17 protein-coding genes and 1 rRNA gene are annotated in these 22,538 nt (G+C 38.8%); 3 read left to right on the top strand and 15 right to left on the bottom strand.

Annotated features, from left to right (window positions below; translation table 11 throughout):
* Positions 1–5: 5 nt before the first annotated feature.
* The 11 genes from ACYPZI_RS10675 to ACYPZI_RS10725 form a co-directional block, all read right to left on the bottom strand.
* Positions 6–1,445: an MFS transporter gene (locus ACYPZI_RS10675; RefSeq protein ID WP_459601396.1), complete on the bottom strand. Its 1,440-nt coding sequence runs from the start codon at positions 1,443–1,445 to the stop codon at positions 6–8.
* 31 nt (positions 1,446–1,476) lie between these two features.
* Positions 1,477–2,649 carry a glycoside hydrolase family 130 protein gene (locus ACYPZI_RS10680; protein WP_459601398.1) on the bottom strand — a complete coding sequence of 391 codons (1,173 nt, stop codon included), beginning with the start codon at positions 2,647–2,649 and terminating at the stop codon, positions 1,477–1,479.
* Positions 2,650–2,698: 49 nt separating this feature from the next.
* Positions 2,699–3,991, bottom strand: coding sequence for a glycoside hydrolase 5 family protein (locus ACYPZI_RS10685; protein ID WP_459601400.1), 1,293 nt, complete (start codon positions 3,989–3,991; stop codon positions 2,699–2,701).
* A 27-nt stretch (positions 3,992–4,018) separates the two neighbouring features.
* The gene (locus ACYPZI_RS10690; RefSeq protein ID WP_459601402.1) at positions 4,019–5,785 is read right to left on the bottom strand and encodes an acetylxylan esterase; all 1,767 of its coding nucleotides are present in this window, start codon (positions 5,783–5,785) and stop codon (positions 4,019–4,021) included.
* A 140-nt stretch (positions 5,786–5,925) separates the two neighbouring features.
* Positions 5,926–6,906 carry a glycoside hydrolase family 5 protein gene (locus tag ACYPZI_RS10695; RefSeq protein WP_459601404.1) on the bottom strand — a complete coding sequence of 327 codons (981 nt, stop codon included), beginning with the start codon at positions 6,904–6,906 and terminating at the stop codon, positions 5,926–5,928.
* A gap of 60 nt (positions 6,907–6,966) precedes the next feature.
* Positions 6,967–8,322 (bottom strand): glycosyl hydrolase, encoded by a 1,356-nt coding sequence (locus ACYPZI_RS10700; protein WP_459601406.1) that lies wholly within the window; start codon positions 8,320–8,322, stop codon positions 6,967–6,969.
* A 60-nt stretch (positions 8,323–8,382) separates the two neighbouring features.
* A complete protein-coding gene (locus ACYPZI_RS10705) occupies positions 8,383–10,512 on the bottom strand; it encodes a glycan-binding surface protein (protein WP_459601408.1) in 2,130 nt (709 codons plus the stop codon).
* A gap of 12 nt (positions 10,513–10,524) precedes the next feature.
* Positions 10,525–11,709, bottom strand: a complete 1,185-nt coding sequence (locus ACYPZI_RS10710) for a glycan-binding surface protein (RefSeq protein WP_459601410.1) — start codon at positions 11,707–11,709, stop codon at positions 10,525–10,527.
* Between the two features lie 8 nt (positions 11,710–11,717).
* Positions 11,718–13,373, bottom strand: coding sequence for a RagB/SusD family nutrient uptake outer membrane protein (locus ACYPZI_RS10715; RefSeq protein WP_459601412.1), 1,656 nt, complete (start codon positions 13,371–13,373; stop codon positions 11,718–11,720).
* 19 nt (positions 13,374–13,392) lie between these two features.
* Complete coding sequence (locus ACYPZI_RS10720) at positions 13,393–16,563, bottom strand: SusC/RagA family TonB-linked outer membrane protein (protein ID WP_459601414.1); 3,171 nt, start codon at positions 16,561–16,563, stop codon at positions 13,393–13,395.
* Positions 16,564–16,848: 285 nt separating this feature from the next.
* The gene (locus tag ACYPZI_RS10725; RefSeq protein ID WP_459601416.1) at positions 16,849–17,727 is read right to left on the bottom strand and encodes an AraC family transcriptional regulator; all 879 of its coding nucleotides are present in this window, start codon (positions 17,725–17,727) and stop codon (positions 16,849–16,851) included.
* Positions 17,728–17,982: 255 nt separating this feature from the next.
* Here ACYPZI_RS10725 and ACYPZI_RS10730 point away from each other — a divergent pair, with 255 nt between their 5' ends.
* Positions 17,983–18,381: a hypothetical protein gene (locus ACYPZI_RS10730; protein WP_459601418.1), complete on the top strand. Its 399-nt coding sequence runs from the start codon at positions 17,983–17,985 to the stop codon at positions 18,379–18,381.
* 55 nt (positions 18,382–18,436) lie between these two features.
* Here ACYPZI_RS10730 and yidD read toward each other — a convergent pair whose 3' ends face one another.
* From yidD to ACYPZI_RS10745, 3 genes are all read right to left on the bottom strand, one after another.
* Positions 18,437–18,658, bottom strand: a complete 222-nt coding sequence (gene yidD, locus ACYPZI_RS10735; RefSeq protein WP_459601419.1) for a membrane protein insertion efficiency factor YidD — start codon at positions 18,656–18,658, stop codon at positions 18,437–18,439.
* On the bottom strand, positions 18,655–19,065 hold the full coding sequence (gene rnpA, locus ACYPZI_RS10740) for a ribonuclease P protein component (protein WP_459601421.1): 411 nt from the start codon (positions 19,063–19,065) through the stop codon (positions 18,655–18,657). Before rnpA ends, yidD begins: the two co-directional genes overlap by 4 nt.
* 189 nt (positions 19,066–19,254) lie before the next feature.
* Positions 19,255–20,406: a glycoside hydrolase family 88/105 protein gene (locus ACYPZI_RS10745; protein WP_459601423.1), complete on the bottom strand. Its 1,152-nt coding sequence runs from the start codon at positions 20,404–20,406 to the stop codon at positions 19,255–19,257.
* Between ACYPZI_RS10745 and ACYPZI_RS10750 the strand changes: the two genes are divergently transcribed.
* Together ACYPZI_RS10750 and ACYPZI_RS10755 are read left to right on the top strand one after the other, a co-directional pair.
* On the top strand, positions 20,405–20,578 hold the full coding sequence (locus tag ACYPZI_RS10750; protein ID WP_459601425.1) for a hypothetical protein: 174 nt from the start codon (positions 20,405–20,407) through the stop codon (positions 20,576–20,578). The two genes, ACYPZI_RS10745 and ACYPZI_RS10750, sit on opposite strands and share 2 nt — an antisense overlap.
* 69 nt (positions 20,579–20,647) lie before the next feature.
* Positions 20,648–21,970 (top strand): alpha-L-fucosidase, encoded by a 1,323-nt coding sequence (locus ACYPZI_RS10755; RefSeq protein WP_459601427.1) that lies wholly within the window; start codon positions 20,648–20,650, stop codon positions 21,968–21,970.
* 488 nt (positions 21,971–22,458) lie between these two features.
* Here ACYPZI_RS10755 and rrf read toward each other — a convergent pair.
* Positions 22,459–22,538 (bottom strand): 5S ribosomal RNA (gene rrf / locus ACYPZI_RS10760); the annotation flags it as partial.

Below are 22,538 nucleotides of genomic sequence, written 5' to 3' on the forward strand. Positions count from 1 at the left end.
ATCTCCTATTGATTTTCCAATTTATCAGATCTGCGTTTTTCCAGTTCGGCTGTCACCTCTTTTACTTTCTTTTCTGTCAACGGATAAAAATACATGCCAATGAATGCCAATAAACAACATATAGCCGGAATTAAACTAATCATCAGACGCTCGCCAAAAATAGTTTCAGTGCTTTGTTGTGCCAAATCAGGATTGTATTTGAATATAAATAATATCCATCCTGTAAGTGCAGCTCCCAAAGCCCAACCTAATTTTTGGGACATGGACGACGAAGAGAATATCAAACCCGAAGTTCGACGATCCGTCTTTAACTCCTGATAGTCTACAATATCAGCAAACATACTCCAAAGCAAAGGCAACACATAACCGGCACAGAGTGAAATCAGGGTTTGCAATAACAATATCCAAACCAAATGATTAGGCACAAAGAAGAATATAATGCTAAGTATAGCAGCTCCTGCCATTGCAATCATATAAGTCCTTCGCTTTCCGTATTTTGCAGATAAAGTAGGTGCTAAAATAACTCCGACAAGATTAGCTGCCTGTCCGATCAAAAAATAGATAGTAGTCATATCCCAACCTGTAAGTGGCATCTTATACGTTACATGAACAAAATCTCTGAAATAGTAAATAGCAACCCCATCACGTACAGCATTAAATAGCAATGCAGCAAGCCCGGTTGCTACTAATATCCACCAAGGAGCATTATAAAAAAGATTTTTCAAGTCTTGTTTTACAGAAGTATCTTCTTCTTTATTTACAGGCTCAACACGCTCGCGTGTCCACTTGAAGCAAAAGAAAAATAGTATAGTACAAATTATACCAATAGTAGCCACACCCAATGTCCAGCCAACAGGAGAAGTACTGACTGTTGTCTCCACTGCTTTTTCTACGGCTTGAACTCCTTCTGTATCAAAAGCTTTTGCATAACCATCGATAAGTGGCTGTAGCAGCATAAATGTAATAAAGCTACCGATAAATGCAAACGACATACGATATGACGAAAGTATATTCCGTTCCTGCGGATCAGGTGACATTACTCCCAACAAAGATGCATAAGGTACATTGATGAGAGAGTATACTATCATCATTAGCGAATAGGTAACATATGCATATACCAGCTTACCCGTAGCTCCAAAATCAGGAACAAAGAAAGTAATAACGCCCATTACGGCAAAAGGTATAGCAAACCATAATATATAAGGCCGGTATCTACCCCACCGGGTTTTGGTGCGGTCGGCTGCAATACCAACAAATAAATCGAAAAAAGAGTCCCATACCCGGGCAACCAAGAACATCGTTCCGGCAGCGGCAGCCGTTATTCCGAAAACATCGGTATAAAAAAACAACGAGTACATTCCGAATATTTTCCAAAACATAGATGACGCCATGTCTCCGAAACCATAGCCGACCTTCTCTTTTAACGAAACTTTATTTGTATTCATGGTATTTATATATTATGTCAATTCTCAGGTTTTATTTTTTTTCCAGATTTTTCTTTATTAATGCCGTCAATGTTTCAACAGATGTTGCCGAGCGATAACCATCAGATACCGTATTAAAACAATAATCTAACAAGCGGTCGACCGACGATACAGCTACATGCATACGAGTGTCGCAAGACGCGTAATAAAGATATACCGTACCATCGTCATCTGCAATCCAACCATTAGTAAACAACACATTGGATACATCCCCCACACGTTCTTCTCCAAGAGGAGCCATTAAATGTCCTGCCGGCTCTGCGATCAACTTATCAGGTTGTTCCAAATCTGTAACATAAAGATAGATAACATATCTCAATCCGGCGGCACAGGCACGAACACCATGTGCCAAATGAAGCCAGCCTTTAGACGTTTTTATAGGATGAGGCCCCTCTCCGTTCTTCAATTCTTTGATTGTATGATAGTAACGGAAATTAATTATCTTTTCGTCCTTTACTTCTGCATTTGTTATATCATCAACTAACGCCCAGCCTATTCCACCACCACTTCCGGCATCGATGAATCCATCCTGAGGCCGGGTATAAAGGGCATATTTACCATTTACAAATTCAGGATGAAGGACAACATTGCGTTGCTGGCTTTTTGTTTTAAGGTCGGGAAGGCGTTCCCAATTGATTAAATCTTTTGTACGTGCAATACCCGCTGCCGCAACAGCAGACGATAAATCTCCGGCAGGAGCATTCGGATCTTTACGCTCGGAACAGAACACTCCATAGACCCAACCATCCTCATGAGCCGTCAGGCGCATATCATATACATTCGTATCAGGATTGTCTGTTTCGGGCATTATTACAGGATAATTCCAAAAGCGAAAATTATCTATCCCGTTCGGACTTTCGGCTATGGCAAAGAAGGATTTACGGTCGTTTCCTTCCACACGCACAGCCATTATATATTTACCGTTCCACTTTATAGCGCCTGCGTTAAATGTACCATTAATGCCGAAACGCTCCATAAAATACGGATTCGTTTCGGGCGATAGATCATATCTCCAAAAAACAGGAGTATGACCTGCTGTTAACACTGGATTTTTATATCGTTCGAATATACCATTACCCGGTAATATCGGCTCATTCTTCAATGCTACCAGTTGCTCATATTCTGTTGTAACAGCCGCAAGACGTTTCTTAAAAAGCTCATTCATCGTACTATGTATTTTTAGGTTTTTCTATTATTTAGTATTCTTCCTTTTATTATTTCAATTGTTCGGCATAATTTTTTATTACTTTGATTGTAGGGTCTGTATCGAATACAGAGTTCAATCCCTGTTCCTCCTGAGAGGGATCACCTACATAATCATCCCACGGTTTCCAAAACTCATGAACCGGACGCCCATATCCACCCCAAGCCCAGAAGTTACATCCGGCCAAATTTCCTCTTTCTTTGGCTGACGCAACTATCTGCGTAAATATATTTGAATAATATTTATCACGGGCAGTAACCGGGTCGTCAAGTGTATATTTATGATTATCACGCGGAAAACCAAATTCTTCTATTGTTATCGGCTTATTCAATTTCTTAGCAATAGCAATATGGTCTGCGATATATTGATTTGTTCTAATAATAGCAGTATCGACCGACTCCCTTATCTTAGTTATATCAATCCAACTCCAATTCTTCGGCCAGATATGTATAGTCAGATAATCTACATTAGGATCAGCGTGTATGTCTCCATATAACGTCATATCACCTTCTGAACCCATTAAGCCTTCATTTCCGGTCGAGATAAGATGATTCGAATCCAGCGAACGTATTAAGGCAGTAACCTCTCTCATCCATTTTACAAAAGCCGGCTTGCCTTCGTCGCTGAATACGCGCGGCTCGTTACCCACCTGCCACGACATGATGGCCGTATCATCGATATATTTTTTGCCTGTATATCTATTGGTACGCGTTATTACATGTTTTACATGATTCAGGAACATTTCATGACAACTGTCGCAACCGGCATATTGGGCCACATGTTTCACAAACACAGGCCAGTCGTATACTCCTTTTTCAGGAACGTTTCCTTTTCCTGCCCACTCGAGATACTGTCCATATCCCCCACTCCATTCCCAACTGTTGTTGATGAACAATACCGCATGCATATCACGCTTATCCAATTCGGCCATAAAGAAATCCAGACCATCAAAAATAGTATCATTATACACTCCGGGAGCGGTTTGCAATGTTGGTCTTATTTTAACTTCCTGCCCGGCAACGCCATCTGCTCCAACGAGCACACGAAGATTTGTTATGCCGTTTTCTTTCATAAAATCGAGTTCTTTGAGCAGACGATCCCGATTTCCACCTTCTCCGGTAGAACCCAGTATCGCTCCATACCAATAGTTTGTACCGATGAAGTAATAAGGCTTATCGCCTATTACGAAATGTCCGTCCTTTTGCTTAACAAAAGCGGGTTCACCAGATGTTTGATTCGTCTTTTTATGAGTACAAGAAATTGTAAATAAAGCCATTACTGCAAAAAGAATTAGTTTTCCCATTATATATTTCTTTTTATTTTCAAGAATTTACTTAATATTCAGTTTTTCTTTAAAGAAAGCCTTTGCAGCCTCATTATATTCTTTACCGACACTATGTCCAAACTCGGGGAAGGCCATCCATCTTTTTTCTGATTTTACCTGATTGTACGCAGCAAAATTGATATGTGGCGGACAAACATTATCCTGCACCCCGATGCCCATAATCAGAGGGCACTCTATCCATTGTGCCAAATTCTTTATATCGAAATATGTAAGCAGGCTATAAATATCTTCCCATTTTGCGTCCGGATGATTGTTCATATAAAAATCGAAATCACTCTTCGGCCAAGGCGCTATTTTGAAGTAATCAGGATAATCGGACAAGAACGGGATGCTGGGAGCAGCTACTTTAACCCTCTTATCGAGGGCGGCCGCCACGAAAGATAATGCACCACCCTGGCTGCCACCACGTACAGCAATCTTATCGCTATCTATTTCAGGACGACTGCATACAAAATCCAGAGCCCGTACCACATCGAGAAATGCTCCCCTGTAATAATAGTCATCCTTATTATCCAGTCCGTAAGTAATCCATGTGCCAAAGCGGTTTGTAGGCTGATTCAAAGCTTGTCCCCTGATAGACAAGACAAAGTAAGCAAAGGCATCCCACCATCGATTTGGCGGATAAGGTTGCGAGCCATAACCCATATATTCCACAATTACAGGATGTTTCCCTTCCCTCTTAGGTTTAGCATAATATCCCCTTATCAGCTCGTTACCAAACGATTTCATTTCTACCAGATAGACATCGTAATCTATTTCAGAGTATTCAGGAACCAACGTCAGTTTATAATCGGGTGCTATCTTTGCCAACTCTTTTAAGTTATTATCCCAGAAAGCTTTAAAATCTTCTTTGGTATCAATTGGCGAATCTATTTTTTCAGGTTCATAGCCTACATTGAATTTCTTCTCACAAAGTAGTTCATCGTTACGCTTAAACTTTACTGTATATCGGTAAAATCCGGGAGTCGGACCGGTTAATGCATACGATCCGGTATATGTGGTTTTAGCTTTTAGTTCTATATTTAAAGAATCTGATTTTACAGGGCGATAATCATCGGTGGTAAAGCTTACTACCAGTTGTCCCTCTACATCCCATAAATTTTTGTTTTCTAAATTTACGGTTATTTTAATAGGATCGGGAGACATGAAAATATAATCGGAATCGGCAACTGCAACATTTAACAATAATTTATCTTTCGTCTGTGCTGTAGAAATACTTAACCTAGCCCCTTCAAGAAAACCTCCAAGGTTCCATCCGTCATGGAATTTCACAGCTATAACATTATCTCCCGTAAGATTTATATCTCCTTCCGATACAAGGTAATTACGTTCGCCATCGTGATACCCGCTGTAGTTATCCGGAAATTCTCCCGTTTTTCCAACCAGTTTCCCATTAAGATATACTTCATCCGTTGCAGCCAATCTTCCTAAATGAAGCATTGCTGCACCTTGTTTTTTTATACCGTCTTTTAAACTGTCTGACAATTGTATGCTTTTACGATACCAACCGAAACCATTATCCGGAGATTGACCTTGATCTTTTAATAATTTAGAAGAGAGTACATCCACCCATCCTGAATCATCATAGCCAACATTCATCCAAAGGCTATCTTTACCTTCTCCGGCACGAAACTTCCATGTATCAGTATAAACTTCACTTAGAGTATCTGTAATTTCAGCAACTTGCGATTTACAGGAAAATGATGTAATTAAAGTGAAAAATAAAATATAGTTTAGAATATTTCTTTTCATGGTAATATATTGAATATTGTACGATACAAATTTATCAGTATCCAGTTATGATAACAAATACTATTTTAACAAAACACTATACTTTCTTACTAAAATAAATGAGTAAAAAAGCTATAATATATAATACTTTTTTGTCAAATTCATTCTTTTAATAAGCCCTTAACAAGCATGCCCCATTCTTTAAGATCATTTTCGGCCCACCCGCTGACAGGGGATGAATCATCTTTTATCATAGAGCATGTTTCATTTTTGCCGGATACAGACCATGCTACCCAAGTAAAATTGTTTTTAGCCATCCATTCTACCCAGTTATTCCATTCCTGATGATTAATAGGCCTGTCTCCGGTAGCTTCCATACCTGCACATTCCGAAACGAATATCGGGAGGCCTTTTTGTAAAGCATAACCGGCACGGGTACGAAGTTCCTGTTTATGTGTCGCCGCATAAAAATGTAAGGTATACATTATATTATCATATCCTATTATCGGATTATCTGCCGCCAAATGAATATCCTGATCCCAATGGGGAGTTCCAACAAGGATTATATTTCTTTGGTCAATAGCCCTGATGGTCTTGATTAATTCTTCGGAATACGATTTTACTTCTTGCCAAGATATACGTTCGGGCTCATTAAATATTTCATAAATGATATTCGGATAATCCTTATATTTATTCGCTACCCGCATAAAAAATTCTTTGGCTTCTTCCATTCTTACATTGTGGCTGTGCCAATCAATGATTACGTACATTCCATTTTTGATGGTAGCATCAACTACATTGTCGAGACACTTGTTAGCTAAAGAAGGATTATCTGTATATGCACCATCGGGTTCTACACCTATTGCAGCACGAACAAGGTTGCAGCCCCAATCGTTCTGCAACCACGTTATTGTAGACTCATTGTAGAATTGAGACCACCAATTGTGCCACCCTAAACTAACACCTTTCATTACTAAAATTTTACCATTTTCATCTATCAATGAAGTCCCTTTGACTGATAACCATCCATGTTTATCAACAAATGTTTCTATTTTATTTTCTGATGGTTGAGTCTCTGCACAGGCCGTAGGAAAAGAAAGCATATACAATATCCCTATAAAATATAATATTCTTACAAACATGGTTTTAATAGATTAAATGGTTATAATTAGAACTCTTATCTATAAAATAAAATCGTTTATTTATTTTAAACTCGGCATCATATCGCGTGTTATTACCTTATCCGAGTTAAAAGCATTTATCCAGAATTCCTTTGTCGCATGCATATGAACGGACTCGTCTGTTGCATCGTAATCGTACCAAGGCATGAACCACGACCATTTAGCTAAAGCATTCCATTGATCGGCAATATTGGCTACATTGCCACATTCCGACAGAGTTACCATTTTGTTGGGATGTAGCTTACGTATACTTCTATACTCACTATATAAGCTCGATGCATCCGTATTATTATAAATATCCCGTCCGATAATATCTACATAAGTATCTCCCGGATACCAGCTTTCGTCTCCGGTCTCAGTAGTCCAAACCCATATGAGATTATTGATGCCCTTCGTTTTAAATGTATCAAACATCATAATCCACAATTTCTTATAAGCATCTGATCCTTTCGCTCCCCACCAGAACCAACCTCCTGCCGCCTCATGCAAGGGACGCCAGATAACAGGAACGTTCTTAGCCTGTAATAGCAATAAATAATCAGCTATCTTATTCAAATCACTTTTCACCTGCGTATTCTCATATGTACCGTCTGTTACAGCCTTTGTAACGTCGAATGAAGTGCCATCCGTGTAAAAAGCATATTCTGAACTACCCTCTGATGCAGGAACATTCCAGTGCCACATAATACTTACCAGGCCATTATTGTTCCACCAATTTTCTACAACGGTAGTATTGCTATAATCTATCCAGCTTGCAGGAGAAGCGTAATGATGAACATAATCGAACGTATTCAGCGCGGGATATTTCCCTGTCCAACGATATACGCGATCGGCTTCTTCCGTATTCCAGTTTACTCTGGCCATGGCTCCCGAAATAATATTACTTCTATACTTTTCCATAAGGAAATTATATACCTTTTGCGCTTGGGAGGAAGCATTCTGCGTTACCAGAGTCTTTGTTATTTCAGGTACCGCTCCTGCTTTAAATTTAACAATAATATCTTCCTGATTCAGTATACCCGGAACACCTTTAATGGTACCTTTCGGTATAGTTAATGTATAATCTGTATTATCTTCCATATCATCTATAGCGAGCGTTAAGGTATTTTCAGACAAAGAAGAACCGGTAATAACAGCTCCCGGTAACTGAATTTTTGACAAGTCGACTGTAACCTCTCTATCAAAAACCAGTCTTACACCATCGGAAAACGGAGATATACTACCACCTGAAGCCGGATCTGTAGAGATCAGAACAGGAGGTTCCGTATGTTTTTGTTCTCCTGTTACATCATAATCATCCTGACAGGAAAGAAATACAAATGAAACAGATAGTAGCATTAACAGTTTTATCGTAGTTTTATATTGTTCTATTTTCATAAATAGCAATATTTTAGTATTGATTGGGCTTTTATGAAAAAGCCCAATCAATAGATATAATTAATTAATTTTATGATAGCGGATATTATCTACGCAGAATCCGGTAAAATCGGACCCATTAATCCATGTCGCCATCCCCCATTCTCCACCACTTGCTGGCGTCGGATCCGATAGATCACTCCATGCAGTTAATGGGATCGTTATAGTCTTCCATTCTCCTCCTGTTGTCCAGACACTGTCACTCTCATCTAGCAGATACGGAAGAATGTTAACGACTTTACCACTAAACATCAAACGAACTTCAGATCTTCCTGTAGCAGGAGCCGGAACATCGGTTTTCAAACGAACATCTATTTTTACTGCATAATTGGATTTTCCGGAAACCGAAGGATGAGTCATCCAGTTTTCGGCAAACCACCAATAATCTGTACCCCATGTAGCTGCAGTAATTTCATAGTATTTACCGGATATACCACCCGTAGAACTTTCCTGCCCTACACCATTCCAACGTCCGTCATTGGCTAATCCATTCTCGAAATCGAAGATTATCAAAGAAAGATCTGTAACCGGATCTGTACCTGTAATTGTAATCGTATTGCCGGAATAGAATGTATCACCACTATAATTAACCATTTTGACAGTATAAATACCCGGTACTACGGAAGCTGGCACTGTAAAGGTTACTGATGTAGCTGTACGTGAAGAATATGATGTTACCTTAACTGTGCCTACATAAAACGCTTCCACAGTATTCAAGTTTGTCCCTGTTAACGTGATATCACTGCCCGGCTTAGCACTTGCCGGCATAGAAGCTATAACCGGATTTGAAGAAGGTGTTACATTCAAAGACACTGAAGATGTCACACTTGCATTGTTTACCAGGGTCAATTTCACAGTTCCACTGGTCGCTGTAGTAGGTACTGTAACCTCGAATGATGTCGGGCTTGTAGGTGTAATGTCAACAGAGACATTTCCGCCAAACGTAACCGAACGCACCAAATCTAAATTAGTACCGGTAATAGTAATATCATTACCTGCTACCAGACTTGTTGGCGTGATATTTGTTATAGCAGACTTAACTGTAGTATAAGCAGCCTCTACTGTCTTTCCTGAATTTGTGTTCAATACCAAATTTCCATCAGCAGCTTCAACAGGAACATTTATCGTAATTTGGCTCACTGTTTTTGACACCACATCCACAGCATTTTCTACATTAGGAAAATTGATGTTAGCTACCAGATCCAAATTCGTCCCTTTTATAGTCAACAGTGTACCTCCTTTTACAGGATTAGGCAACACAGATGTAACAGTCGGCAACATCATGGTTATGGCACCTGCGTTAGTTTCAAGTCCGGAATAAGCGACAAGAAGAACATCCCCATCCTGAGTATTTTCAGGCACAGTGATTTTTATTTCTGCAAGATCGGCATATGGATTTTCCGCAGGAGGAACTGTAATTTCCAAATTTGATGACAGTTTTACTTTTTCAACCAATTGAAGATTTACACCTTTGATGGTTAGTTCTGTACCGGCTTTGATTGTTGCCGGCAAAATTGATGTAACAGAAACCGAAGCTACAGTTAAATCTGTCTCTGTATACACCAGAATCGGGATTTCTGCGCCGTTAGATAATGCAATCTTGCCTGTTTGAGCACCAAGTGGAACTTTCACCGTAAATTTATCGCGAGGATAACTTCCATTTTCTTCTCTATCCAACGAAACTACAACATTATCTGTGAACACAACTTCACGGATCAGGTTTAGATAGTCCCCTTCAAATGTCAGTTCATCTCCGGCCTTGACAGAAGTCACATTTTCTGTTCCTGTCTTATAGAACTTAGTAATAGTGATAGGTTCTGACAAAGTCAGCTTAGTCTTAGTTGTTATATCGCCATCAGGAGTTTTCAGTATAATATATCCGGGGACAACATTTTGCGGCAATTTAATAACAATTTCGCCATTAGAAACCTGTGTTATTTCTTTCACAGAAATTTCATTGGGAAGTATGATCTCCGTTACTTTGTCCAGATTGCTACCAAGAAAGCGAAGTTCACCCCCTCGTAAAGCCGGACTTGGACCAAAAGCGTCCAGATGCACACTGTTGTCATCATCCTTACTACAACTTGAGAAACACCCCAAAGCCACAACAATAAGAAGTAATGTACAATATTTTATTATATTCTTTTTCATAGTTATTTAGGCTTATTTATATTTTACAATACGCATATTGTCGATCCACAGCTTTACATTCGTAGTAGCATCTGCCGCTCCAAAAAACATGGCATGAAGATCTACCAGTTCGTTCAGGCTCGTGATAGAACGCCCTTCTTCAGATTCATCCTTGCTATATTTAAAGTCTGTCAAAGGAATAGTCACAGTAACCCATCCGTCAGTTACATAATTAGATTTAACCCCGTTTTTCAAGTATGGTTTCCAATGGGCTTGCGCGTCGTTGCCATCAACGTTATGAGTATCTGCCTGGTTAGAGAACCATATTAATAATGGTGTATCATGCCATTCATGTGAGTAAACTTCAAAACGAAGAGCCATTTCACTTATTTCTCCTTCGGAAGCAATCGGCTGACGAGTAGGGCTGTTGTAATAAAATTGTAATGGATTTGCCGGCCATGCCCATGATCCAAGGGAACCTTCCATCACCATATATGTACCTGTAGGCCCGCCACCATTGGCAAAAGCGCTAAATCCCCAAGTATTCCAACTTGTATCTTCAAAATCTATAAAGATATGGGTTGTCGGAGTCTGTACATTGTTATCCCTGAAACTAAATTTAGAGCGGGTAGAACCATATAAAGACTCGACTGTGATAGGTCCTGCTTTTGAACCTGCCGGAACTTTTACCTGAATCTGAGTTTTTGTAAAAGAGACTATCTCAGCCAACATATTTCCATTGAAATATACTTTAGGTTCGAGGAAGAAATCTCCGTTAATCACTGCAATATCCCCGTCTGCAACGTATTCACATTTCAATGAAGTCAAAACAGGAGTAGGCACATCAACGCCAAAGTCGAAAAGAGTTTCCGATCCGGCACCTGTTACCAAGCGTATTTTGCCTGTGACTTCACCCGGTATATCGTTCGGGATGGATACCAATATGGAATGATTAGTTACGTATACAGGATTTAATTTCGCTTTCTGATCGTTAAACCAGACTTCTTTTACACCATCCAGATTATCTCCGATTATAGCAATAGTGGCACCTAAGAAAGCCTTAGTGATAATAGAATCTGATGCTGTAGCGTCGGTTGACCGAACATATCTGACTACAGCTGAACCATTGTCATTGTCATCGCTACACGAAGAAAATACACCAACCGAGGCTATGAAGACTACGGTCAATAATAATATATTCTTTATATATGTTTTCATAACTTTTATTAATCGTTAAATGTATAATCCACAGCAGGATCTTTAAACAAAGGATTACCTGTAAGAGCTTCTGCCGGAATAGGCAAGAACATCTGAGAGTCGTATACCTTAATAAATCCGGCTTCAGGAGTGTATTCCTGATAGTTATCGTTATTATTTCTGTCTTCAACAGAAGAAATACCATCTTTTAATACATATATCAGTTCACGCTTCTGATTGTTCAAAAGTTCCAATGCTGCAGTTGGATTACGATAATAGTAACGTTTGATATCGAGCCAACGCAAAGATTCAAAAGCAAACTCTAAACGACGCTCTTTCAAAATGCTTTCAAATGTCAGTGAAGATGCCGGAGTCAGCCCCGCACGGTCGGCGTGGACAGCATTAAAATACTCAAGAGCTTTGGTATCGGATGTAGATGCGCTGGTACCAAGAACAGCTTCGCCATACATCAAATAAACATCTGCCAAGCGTATTACATGTATATTATTTGCAGCATCCTGATTCAACCCTACATGGTTATCCGTATCTGCTGCTTTCCCTATTACATATTTCTTAATATGGGCAAGCATTTCATGCGGGTTCTCGTTGTCAGCTTCTACGTAATTGTTGTAATGATAACCTCCGTTTGCTTTATTCAACATCGAATAATAATCATTTTGCTTCATATAGGTCCATACCCGGCGTTTATCTTTTTGCTGGTCAAAAGCTTTTTGTAAGTCAAGAGTCGGCCCTTTGCCCGCACCCCACGTCTGGTCTGCGATTACAGAACTTCTGGAAAAACTCACATTACGCGAATTACCACCACCATAAGTTCCTGTTCTACATTGAAATGCAAACAGTGATTCAGGACAGTTATTTGCTTCCCACGTAAATAAGTAGCTATAATCGGATTCCAATGTCCTGCCACTATTTTCTATCACACTTTGGCATAGCTCTTTCGCTTTCGTGAAATGTGCCGCAGCATCACCATATGTACCGGAATTGCCGATAGCTGATGCCGCATAGGTTAAATGTACCTTTGCCAACATAGCTTCTGCAGCCCATTTAGTAACCCTCCCCGCCTGAGAATCTGTTGCCGGCAGATGTTCTGCTGCATATTCCAGATCGCGAATCATAAATTCATAACAGCTTTTGCGGGTATTGCGAGGTACAAACATATTACCCGATACAATCATATCTGAGGAGTTTTCTATAATAGGTACTTCGCCCCAGTATTCTGTAAGGTAATAGTATGCAACTGCCCGTATAAACTTACCTTCTGCCACAGCAGCATCAACAACACTTTGCGAAACATTCGAAGCAGCCTTAGGCATATCATTTATTACTGAATTAGCAAAAGACACAACGCGGTACAAACCTTTCCATCCATTGGTGATATAAGTATTCCCATTGTTGTAGCTGAAATAGAAGAACTGACCTTCCTGATCGTATGTATAATACAGGTCTCCGGCCATTTGGTCACCTGCCAGCCACATAAACTGAGCATCAAAATCCCACCACACACTGCCATACAGTGTTGCTGTATTAGCGCGTATTCTCTCTGCACTGTTATAATAGTTGCCTGTAGTAAGAGAGTCTTCAGGATCCACTGTCAGAAAATCGCTACAGGATACTGAGCCAAATAAGATGGCTATCAGGCATATATATTTAATAAATTTTTTCATATTCATAGATATCATATAATTAGAAGCCAAGATTTAAACCAAACATAAACGTCCTAGGAGCAGGATAATGTCCCATATCTATATTCTGAAGTCGCGAATTTTGGTTATAAGCTCCGATTTCAGGATCATAGCCCGAATATCCTGTAATAGTTAATAAATTCTGGGCGCTTGCATAAACTCTTAATCTTTCGACACCCCATTTTTTACTAAGTTTAGCAGGAACAGTATATCCCAAAGCTATATTAGACAAGCGAACATAAGAACCATCCTCGATAAAGCGATCCGACATACGGTTGTTGCGGTTTACATCATTTGTCGCTGCACGAGGCACTATCGCATCTGTATTGATAAGATATACATTGTCCGGATCGCTAGGAGAGCCGCTTGCATTGTACAGTCCTATTTTAGCTCTGTCAATTACTGTTACAGACTGGTTATTCCAAATACTAGTTTGTCCTTCTATCTGGCTTTGGGCATAATTCAGAATATCGCCGCCAATAGAACCTATAAATGAAAATCCGAGATCAAAGTCTTTAAAAGTGAGGTTATTATTGAATCCGAAAGTGAAATCCGGATTAGGATTACCAATAACGGTCTGATCATCTGTATCTATCTTTCCATCGTCATTCAGGTCTACGAACTTTATATCCCCTACCCAAACACCACCGGTCTTATTTACATAATTAATCTTACTGTTTGTAGGGTCGGCCTTCTGAACCGAGTGATTCAATATATCTTCTTTATCTTTAAACAAGCCTTCTGTTTTATAACCATAAAATACACCGACAGGATAACCTACCTTGGTTATTGTGGCTGTCTGGAATTCCGAGTACCAGTTCAGTTCACCATAAAACGCCTGATTTTCAGCATTCAGTTCTTTTACTTTATTTCTATTCAGAGAAAATACAACATTTGAGTTCCAGTTAAAATCTTTACCTTTTACTATATGAGCATTTAGTGTAATATCTATTCCTTTGTTATCCATTTTACCCATATTACCCCAAGGCGATTGAATATCGTTCCAGTCCGTACCTCCCAAATAGCTCGGTATGGAAAACTGCATCAGCATATCTTTGGTAGTCTTATAATAGAGATCCACAGTCAAGTCGAAACGCCCGTTAAACAATCCCACATCGAGGCCGGCATTGTATTGAACAGATGATTCCCATTTTAGAGAAGGATTGGATATACGCGACACACGATAACCTGTGCCTAGCGGTGTATTCAGAACTGTCATAGCCGATCCGTACAAGAAATTCCGAATTTTATCGTTCCCCACTAAACCATAGCCCAGACGAAGTTTCAGATTCGAAATTGCTTTATTATTTTCCAAAAACGATTCTCCACTCACACGCCATGCTGCTGCAAATGAGGGGAATGGACCCCGTTTATTATTTTCTCCGAACTTGGAAGAACCATCCCGTCTAAACGTAGCGGTCAAATAATATTTGCCTGCATAATTATAATTGGCACGGCCAAAAACAGAGGCCTTGGTTTCTTTATCTTTCTGGCCATCATTATCTTCATATATCCCATCCCTGCCAATTACATGTATATCATTGGAACTCAAATTACTCTTTATTAACTGGCTTGCTTCCCAAGTCGATTGTTGAGCTTCAAAACCGGCCATAGCTACAATGTTATGCTGACCAAAATCTTTAGTCCATGTCAAATAATCTGTATTAATCCAGAAATAAGACTGATCGTCACGTTGCATGATACGGCTTATATCATTCTGCAATGCTCCCCACTTATAGGTAGGATGAAACGCCTTGTTTGTATTACTAGTACCGGCAAATGAATATTCGGAACGGAATGTAAGACCTTTCATAATATCTGCTGATGCATAAAAATTTCCCGAGTAGTTATTACGTAACAGGTTGTTACTACGCTGCATAGCGATTGCTACAGGATTCCAAGATACGCCTTCAACAGATTCAGGACCTGCAAAATTACCATCCATATCATACACGGGCACATTCGGCCCCATCATCAGAGCTGTCATAATAACACCGTCCCCCCCATCATTCAATGTAATAGTTTCATTTGTACGTGAGTATGCTAATGAACCACCGATTTTAAGCCATTTTTTTGCCTGAGCGTCAAAGTTTAAGCGACCATTGAAACGATTAAAGCCCGAACCAATAACTACTCCATCCTGGTCGAACCATCCGGCCGAAGCAGAAAATTGTAATTTCTCAGATCCTCCCGCAATAGTTACATTGTGACTCTGAGCCCACGCTTCACGAAATACAGCTTTCTGCCAATTCTGACCACTGCCAAGAATGGAAGGATCTTTAAAATAATCGGATAGAGTATTGCCCAGATCAGCAGACAATTCTTGTTGATACAAAGCATATTGCTGTAAATTCATCATATCCAGCGTTTTGGGAATAGAAGAAACTGTAGCATATCCATCATAGTTTATCTTTATATCTCCTGCTTTACCACGACGCGTAGTCACCATGATAACACCATTAGATCCTGCAGCTCCGTAAATAGCTGTTGCCGAAGCATCTTTCAGTACGTCGATACTTAAAATATCACTCGGAGAAATACCCGCAAGGGGATTAGTCACGTTTTGCCCGTTAGCGCCTCCGGCCCAATCGAATCCGGCAATAGTTCCTCCTTCTCCTTTCTGAGGCACACCATCTATTACATAAAGAGGTTCATTTCCACTATTTAAAGATGTAATACCGCGTACACGTATAGTCGTTGGTGCACCGGGAGTTCCTGAATTAGAAGTAATTTGCACCCCTGACAATTTGCCTTGCATAGCTTGATCGAAGGTAGCGGCAGGTATTTCTTTCAGTTTATCTCCAGCCATGGAACTTACAGACCCTGTCAGATCTTTTCTCTTGACTGTACCGTATCCCACGACAACAACTTCATTCAAAGCCACATTGTCTTCTTTAAGGGTTACATTAATATTATTACTTGATTCGACCTTTACTGATTGGGCAGTCATACCAATAAAAGAGAATGTAAGGATGTCACCCTTATTTGCTCTTATTGAATAATTTCCATCTGCATCGGTCATAACGCCAACCTTTGCCTGAGTCTGAACAGTAACACCCGGTACAGGGGACCCGTCAGCGGCATCGGTTACCTTCCCTGATATCTGATAGCTCTGAGCATATATAATGCACGGAGCTACAATCAGGAGTAATAAAAAAAGGATTTTTCTCATAAGGTTTCGATTATGGTTAATATATAATTTGTGAATAACTGCTTTTATGTGTTAGACATTCATATGTTGCAAAAGTATTTATGAATACAAAAAATAACAAATACTTTATTATCTTATTTTAATACTTTTTTATCAAAAAAAATATACAGATATTCAACAAAAACCAGTGAATATCTGCATAACAAGTATATATAGGCAAGATAAAAGGTAAACTATCAGGTGAAAACAATAAATAAAACTGATACTTTTTAGCATTTAGAACAATCAAAAAAGTATCATAAATATTCACAGAAAATATCTGGATTCTTTATAGTTTTCTCTAAATTCACGGGGAGTACACCCTTTTTTCTTTCTGAATATTCTATTAAAATTAGACAAATTATTAAATCCACATGTAAGACTAACCTCTGCAATACTATGAGTCGTATCTAACAACATACGTGTGGCATGCCCCAATCGAATATCATTAAGCGAATCTATAAAATTACGTCCGGTACGCTGTTTGATAAATCTGCTAAATGCAACCTCCGTCATGCCGACAAGATCTGCGACATCACTCAAACGGACTTCCTTATTATAGTTCTCTAACATAAAATTATATGCACGCTCAATCCGCCTACTATTATAATTTTGCTCATGTACATTAAATGATCTGCTTGACAGTTCCCGCATTGGCGACAATGACAGATCATATAAGATCGCAAAAAACTTCAATACAGAATGTACACCTTCGGGCTCGGATGCCAAAGAGTAGAGGCTTTCTTTTATATCCTCTATTGTTTTTCTGGAAAAGACAACACCATAAGATGCTTTTTCAAACATTTCTTTCACCGAACGGAACTGATTTCTTTGTAAAAAGTGCTCATTCAGCAAATCACCATGAAACTGTATTGTTATCTCCTTAATCTCATCCGATGTACATTTATGATTTAACCAACCATGCTCCAAATTAGAGCCTGTAATAAGAGCAAGCTCGAGATCATCAATATCCTCTAAACTATCGCCAACAACACGTTTGGCACCTTTACCATTCTCGATGAAATTAAGTTCATATTCGGCATGTACATGCACAGGAAAGGTAAATTGAGCCTTTACTCGTGAAAATATCATAAAACAATCTCTTGGCGAAAGCGGAGTAACTTCTCTTAATATAGTATCTTTCATGTCATTTGATTTATTCTTTAAAAGAACATATTTTTTTTAAATAATTGACATCAGTATAATACTTTTTTATAACAATTTAGAATAAACAAAAGTTATATAAGTTTTGTTATACTAGTTAAGTGACCTATAAACTATAGGTATAGCTGGATATAGTAATTATAAATACAACCAATACTAAATACAACCAGATAAAAAAAATTAATATTATCTTTGTATCAAAATGTATACAAACGGAACTAACTAACACTAAAAAAAATGAAAAAATTATTTATTGGCCTGTTTATAATGACAGCAATGGCTCTGGCCGCAACATCAGTCTCAGCACAACAAGTAGTAATAAGCAATCAGACTGCGGCAAAGATAGAATCAATAAAGGCTAAAGCCGCCAAAGACGCCGAAAACGCAGACAAAAAAATGAAACAAGAAATTGAAGAAGCAAAAAAACAAGTAGAAAAAGACATTGTAAGTTCAGCAGAAAAGGCTAAGAAAAAAGCAGAGGAAGACACTAAGAAAGGAGCTCAAAAAGCTCAGGAAAAAGGAGAAAATGCAATTGCTAAAGCTAAAGATAAGGCAGAAAAAGCAAAAGTGAAAGCCCAGAAAAAAGCTGAAGAAGAAATAGAAAAATTAAAAATAAAGGAATCTATTAATCTATAATGATTTCCTTCAGAGTTATTCTACACCCACATCGTTACCGGTGTGGGTTATTTTTTTAAGGAACGGGATCGTAGCCGTGACCACCCCACGGATTACAGCGGGCGATACGCTTCGTTGCCAACCAAAAGCCTTTGAAAGGCCCATGCTTTTTTACTGCTTGAATAGCATATTCAGAACATGTTGGAGTATAACGGCATGAGGGGGGAAGCATTGGCGAAATACTATACTTATAAAAATAAACAGGTAATAAAAGTAACCATGCAAGTATCTTTTTCATCTATCCTTCTCCATTTTATCAGTAAGTATTGTTAGTGTCTTTAATATAGATTTTTCTATTTCTGAGAATTCCGGCAATTCATCTTTCAAATATAAGAAAGCTATATCCATACGCTTATTACGCTTTGCCAAAAGGACCGTCAAATCATGTTTATTCAGCCGGTATGCCTCACGGATCAGACGCTTGACCCTGTTACGCTTCACTGCTCTTTTAAATTTCCTTTTAGAAACACTTATCATCACAGAAGCGCTTTGGGTTTCAGCTTCAGACTTGTCATGAATTAAATACACCACTCGCAGCGGATAAGCGACAAATGATCCACCAATAGAAAAAAGCGTATCAATTGCTTTTGTACTACACAACTTTTCTTCCTTAGTAAAAGTATTTTTATCAGACAATTCCAGCATAAAGACAAACATACTTGTCGAGCCACAAATGTAAGAGTTTTTTCGCTAATACTTAGAGCCTGTTTAAATTTTACCAAAACATTTTATTATAGCTCTTTTTTCGTTCATTTCCTGTCGTGCGGAGGCAATACTTTTTATATAACTTTATTGAAACTGACCCAAAGGGTTCTCATTTCATATAAAACCAACTTACTTATTCAATCGATACATTTCACTCCCAGCCAGCAGAAAAGCCCCCACGCCATAAACAGCAGTCATATTTGCTGTTACATTCTTCGGGTCGGCTCCAATGGGCTGTACCCATCCTAGTTTCCCGTCTCTATCAACGACAGAGATAAGGGCTTCCCATGCTTTTTCCGTAACAGGTTGATATACGTCTTTAGATAATAGGCCATTATTGATACCATAGGCTAAGGCATATGTAATTAAGGCTGTTGCACTTGTTTCGGGTGCAGGATAACTTTCGGGATCTAAAAGACTGGCATGCCAAAAACCATTGCTATCCTGCAATTTAGCGAGAACAGGGACGAACTCTTTGAAAAGAGATTCATAAAATGGCCTGTAAGCAGATTCCTCCGGCAAGAACTTCAATATATTTACCAGTCCGGCTGCTACCCAACCATTTCCTCTACCCCAGAAAATCTTTTCTCCATTCCTTTCTTTCTTCTCAAAATAACTTCCGTCCCTGAAAAACAATTGGCTTTCCTTATCATATAAATAGTCATAAGTTTTTTTGAATTCTACATCCATAAACCGAAGATAGGCTTCGTCATCTGTTATTTTCGCCATATGCGCATAAACAGCAGGAGCCATAAAAAGAGCATCGCACCAACTCCAAGATTGTTTATTTTTCATATCCGAATCGGGAGGATTGTGCATTATCCAATCTACACGTTCTTCAGTAGATTTAATCATGGCTGCATCTTTGAATATATCATACATACCCAAATAGAATTGTCCTATACATAATTCATCGGCATGATATAATTTAAGTCTTTGGTTAGACTTAAAATTTGCCGGAATATTCCAATTATTATCTGCACCTATTTTTCTTAACCAATCAAAGTAAACCGTTTGATTTTCTGCCATTTTAGCCCATTCCAACATCCCTATATACAAAGTGGCGTTTGTCCAAGCGTCTATACCATAATCATGTAAATAGCCTGAACTCCCTGTTTTTTTGTACGTAAAATTCTTGATTTGCCAATCAGCTACCTTTTGCATGATAGCCTTTAAATCTGATGTATTTGAAGAAATACCATTTCGTTTTGCTGAACAGCTGGTTTGAATACATAACAATATTAATAAAGCAAGAGTAATAACTGTCTTTAATATTTTCATGGAAATTGATCTAAAAATTTTTCACCTTAACAAAGATAAGGCTATAGGCATTCCGGCAGTTACTTTTATTATTATTTATTTTTCTCTTTTTGCTTTTCTATTACATAAAACAGCTACTACAAAAGAAAAATTGGCCGCCGCCTACAATAAATATCAGGTTACAGAATTTTAACGACAAAGACAAATTTTCCCTTAAAAAACATTACCTTTGCGTTAATCTAATCTTAAAACCTTATAAACAATGAAAAAGATAATCTACACCCTTATCCTTTTTTTATTTTCTATCAATTTAATACATGGGCAGTCTAATATAAATACAAATGACAACAATCGTAAGAAATGGTTTGAGGACGCTCGCTTCGGATTATTTGTACACTTTGGCCCTTATAGTGTATTAGCTAATGGGGAATGGATTATGAACAATCGACCCATAAAAACAACTGATTACAAACGTTTATTGGATTTCTTCAATCCACAACAATTCGATGCAAAGGAATTGGTACAAATTGCTAAGAATGCCGGTATGAAATATATTACATTTACCTCGCGCCACCATGATAGTTTTAGCAATTGGGCAACAAAACAATCTGACTGGAATATTATGAATACTCCATACGGAAAGGATTTGATAAAACAACTGGCAGACGAATGTCACAAAGAGGAGATCAAACTTGTGCTTTATTATTCCTTATTAGACTGGATGCGAAACGACTATCAATATGAGACCGGACGAACAGGAAAAGGTACAGGGCGAACCGAAAAAGGGAACTGGAGCGATTATATAAACTTTATGAAAGCCCAATTAACCGAATTGCTTACCAACTACGGCCCTATTGCCGGAATATGGTTCGACGGGCATTGGGATCAGACAGAAGATAAAAACCGGACAAATCCTAAAACTTTTGTAGACTGGCATTATGATGATATATATAAGTTGATACATACGCTACAACCCGAATGTCTGGTCGCAAACAATCATCACTTGCCTCCTTTCGCGGGCGAAGATTACCAAATATTTGAACGCGATGTACCGGGAGAAAACACTGCGGGGCACAGTGGACAAGAGATATCACAACAATTACCGCTCGAAACATGCCAAACGATAAATGCTACATGGGGTTTCAGTATAACAGATGATAAGTATAAATCGGAAAAGGAACTGTTACATCTACTCATCCGCACAGCCGGAACAGGAGCTAATTTATTGCTCAACGTAGGCCCTATGCCAAATGGAAAAATACAACCGGAATGCGTGGAACGCCTGGAACAGATGGGTGCTTGGCTAAAAAAATACGGTTATACTATATATGAAACCAAACAGGGCTTTGTTTCACCTCAATCATGGGGAGCTTCTACTCAAAAAGGAAAAACCTACTATATCCATATTTTAGACAAAAACACTCCATCCATTACGCTAAATATACCAAACATCAAATCAGCAAAATGGATAAATGTAGATTCTGAATTAATCTGGAAAAAAGATAAAAAAAGCGGAGATGTAACATTTTCTAGAAATGGTAATCTGGATGATATAGATTCTATTATTGAAGTTACTGTAAACTAAGGCTATTGATTTTCTATGATCTGCTGGGGTGTCTTTCTTACACCCTATTGGTGTACAGCCATATTCTATAAACTCCTCCTGCTTTTAGTGCAGGAGGAGAATTAAACATCTACGTACTCATATAGCTATTCTGCTACACAACATACGCTGCGAGCACCTGTTTGGTAACCGCCGCTCATTGCCCCGTGGCCTCCTTGAAATATCCAAACCATACATAAACTGTCTTCGTCGGCGGTTGTGTACTCGCCTCGTGCCCCTCGCAAAGTCAGATATCGATCTGTTTCGAGGAAGCAGCCTGTAACCATGAAAAACAAGGACTGCCCAATGTACTGACCTGAAGCAAAGTTATTTGCATCATCAATCCAACTTCCGATTTGCGAAAAATGGTTATTGGATAGCGTGATCCGTAATTGTGAGGCCTGTTAAAACAGAAGGTAATAAAACGCAAGAAGTCCCCATACATTATCTGTACGAGGACTTCCCTTTTAAAACGGCGGTAACCTACTCTCCCACTTATACGCAGTACCATCGGCACGACCGGGCTTAACTTCTCTGTTCGGAATGGGAA

Source organism: Dysgonomonas reticulitermitis, from assembly GCF_054601275.1.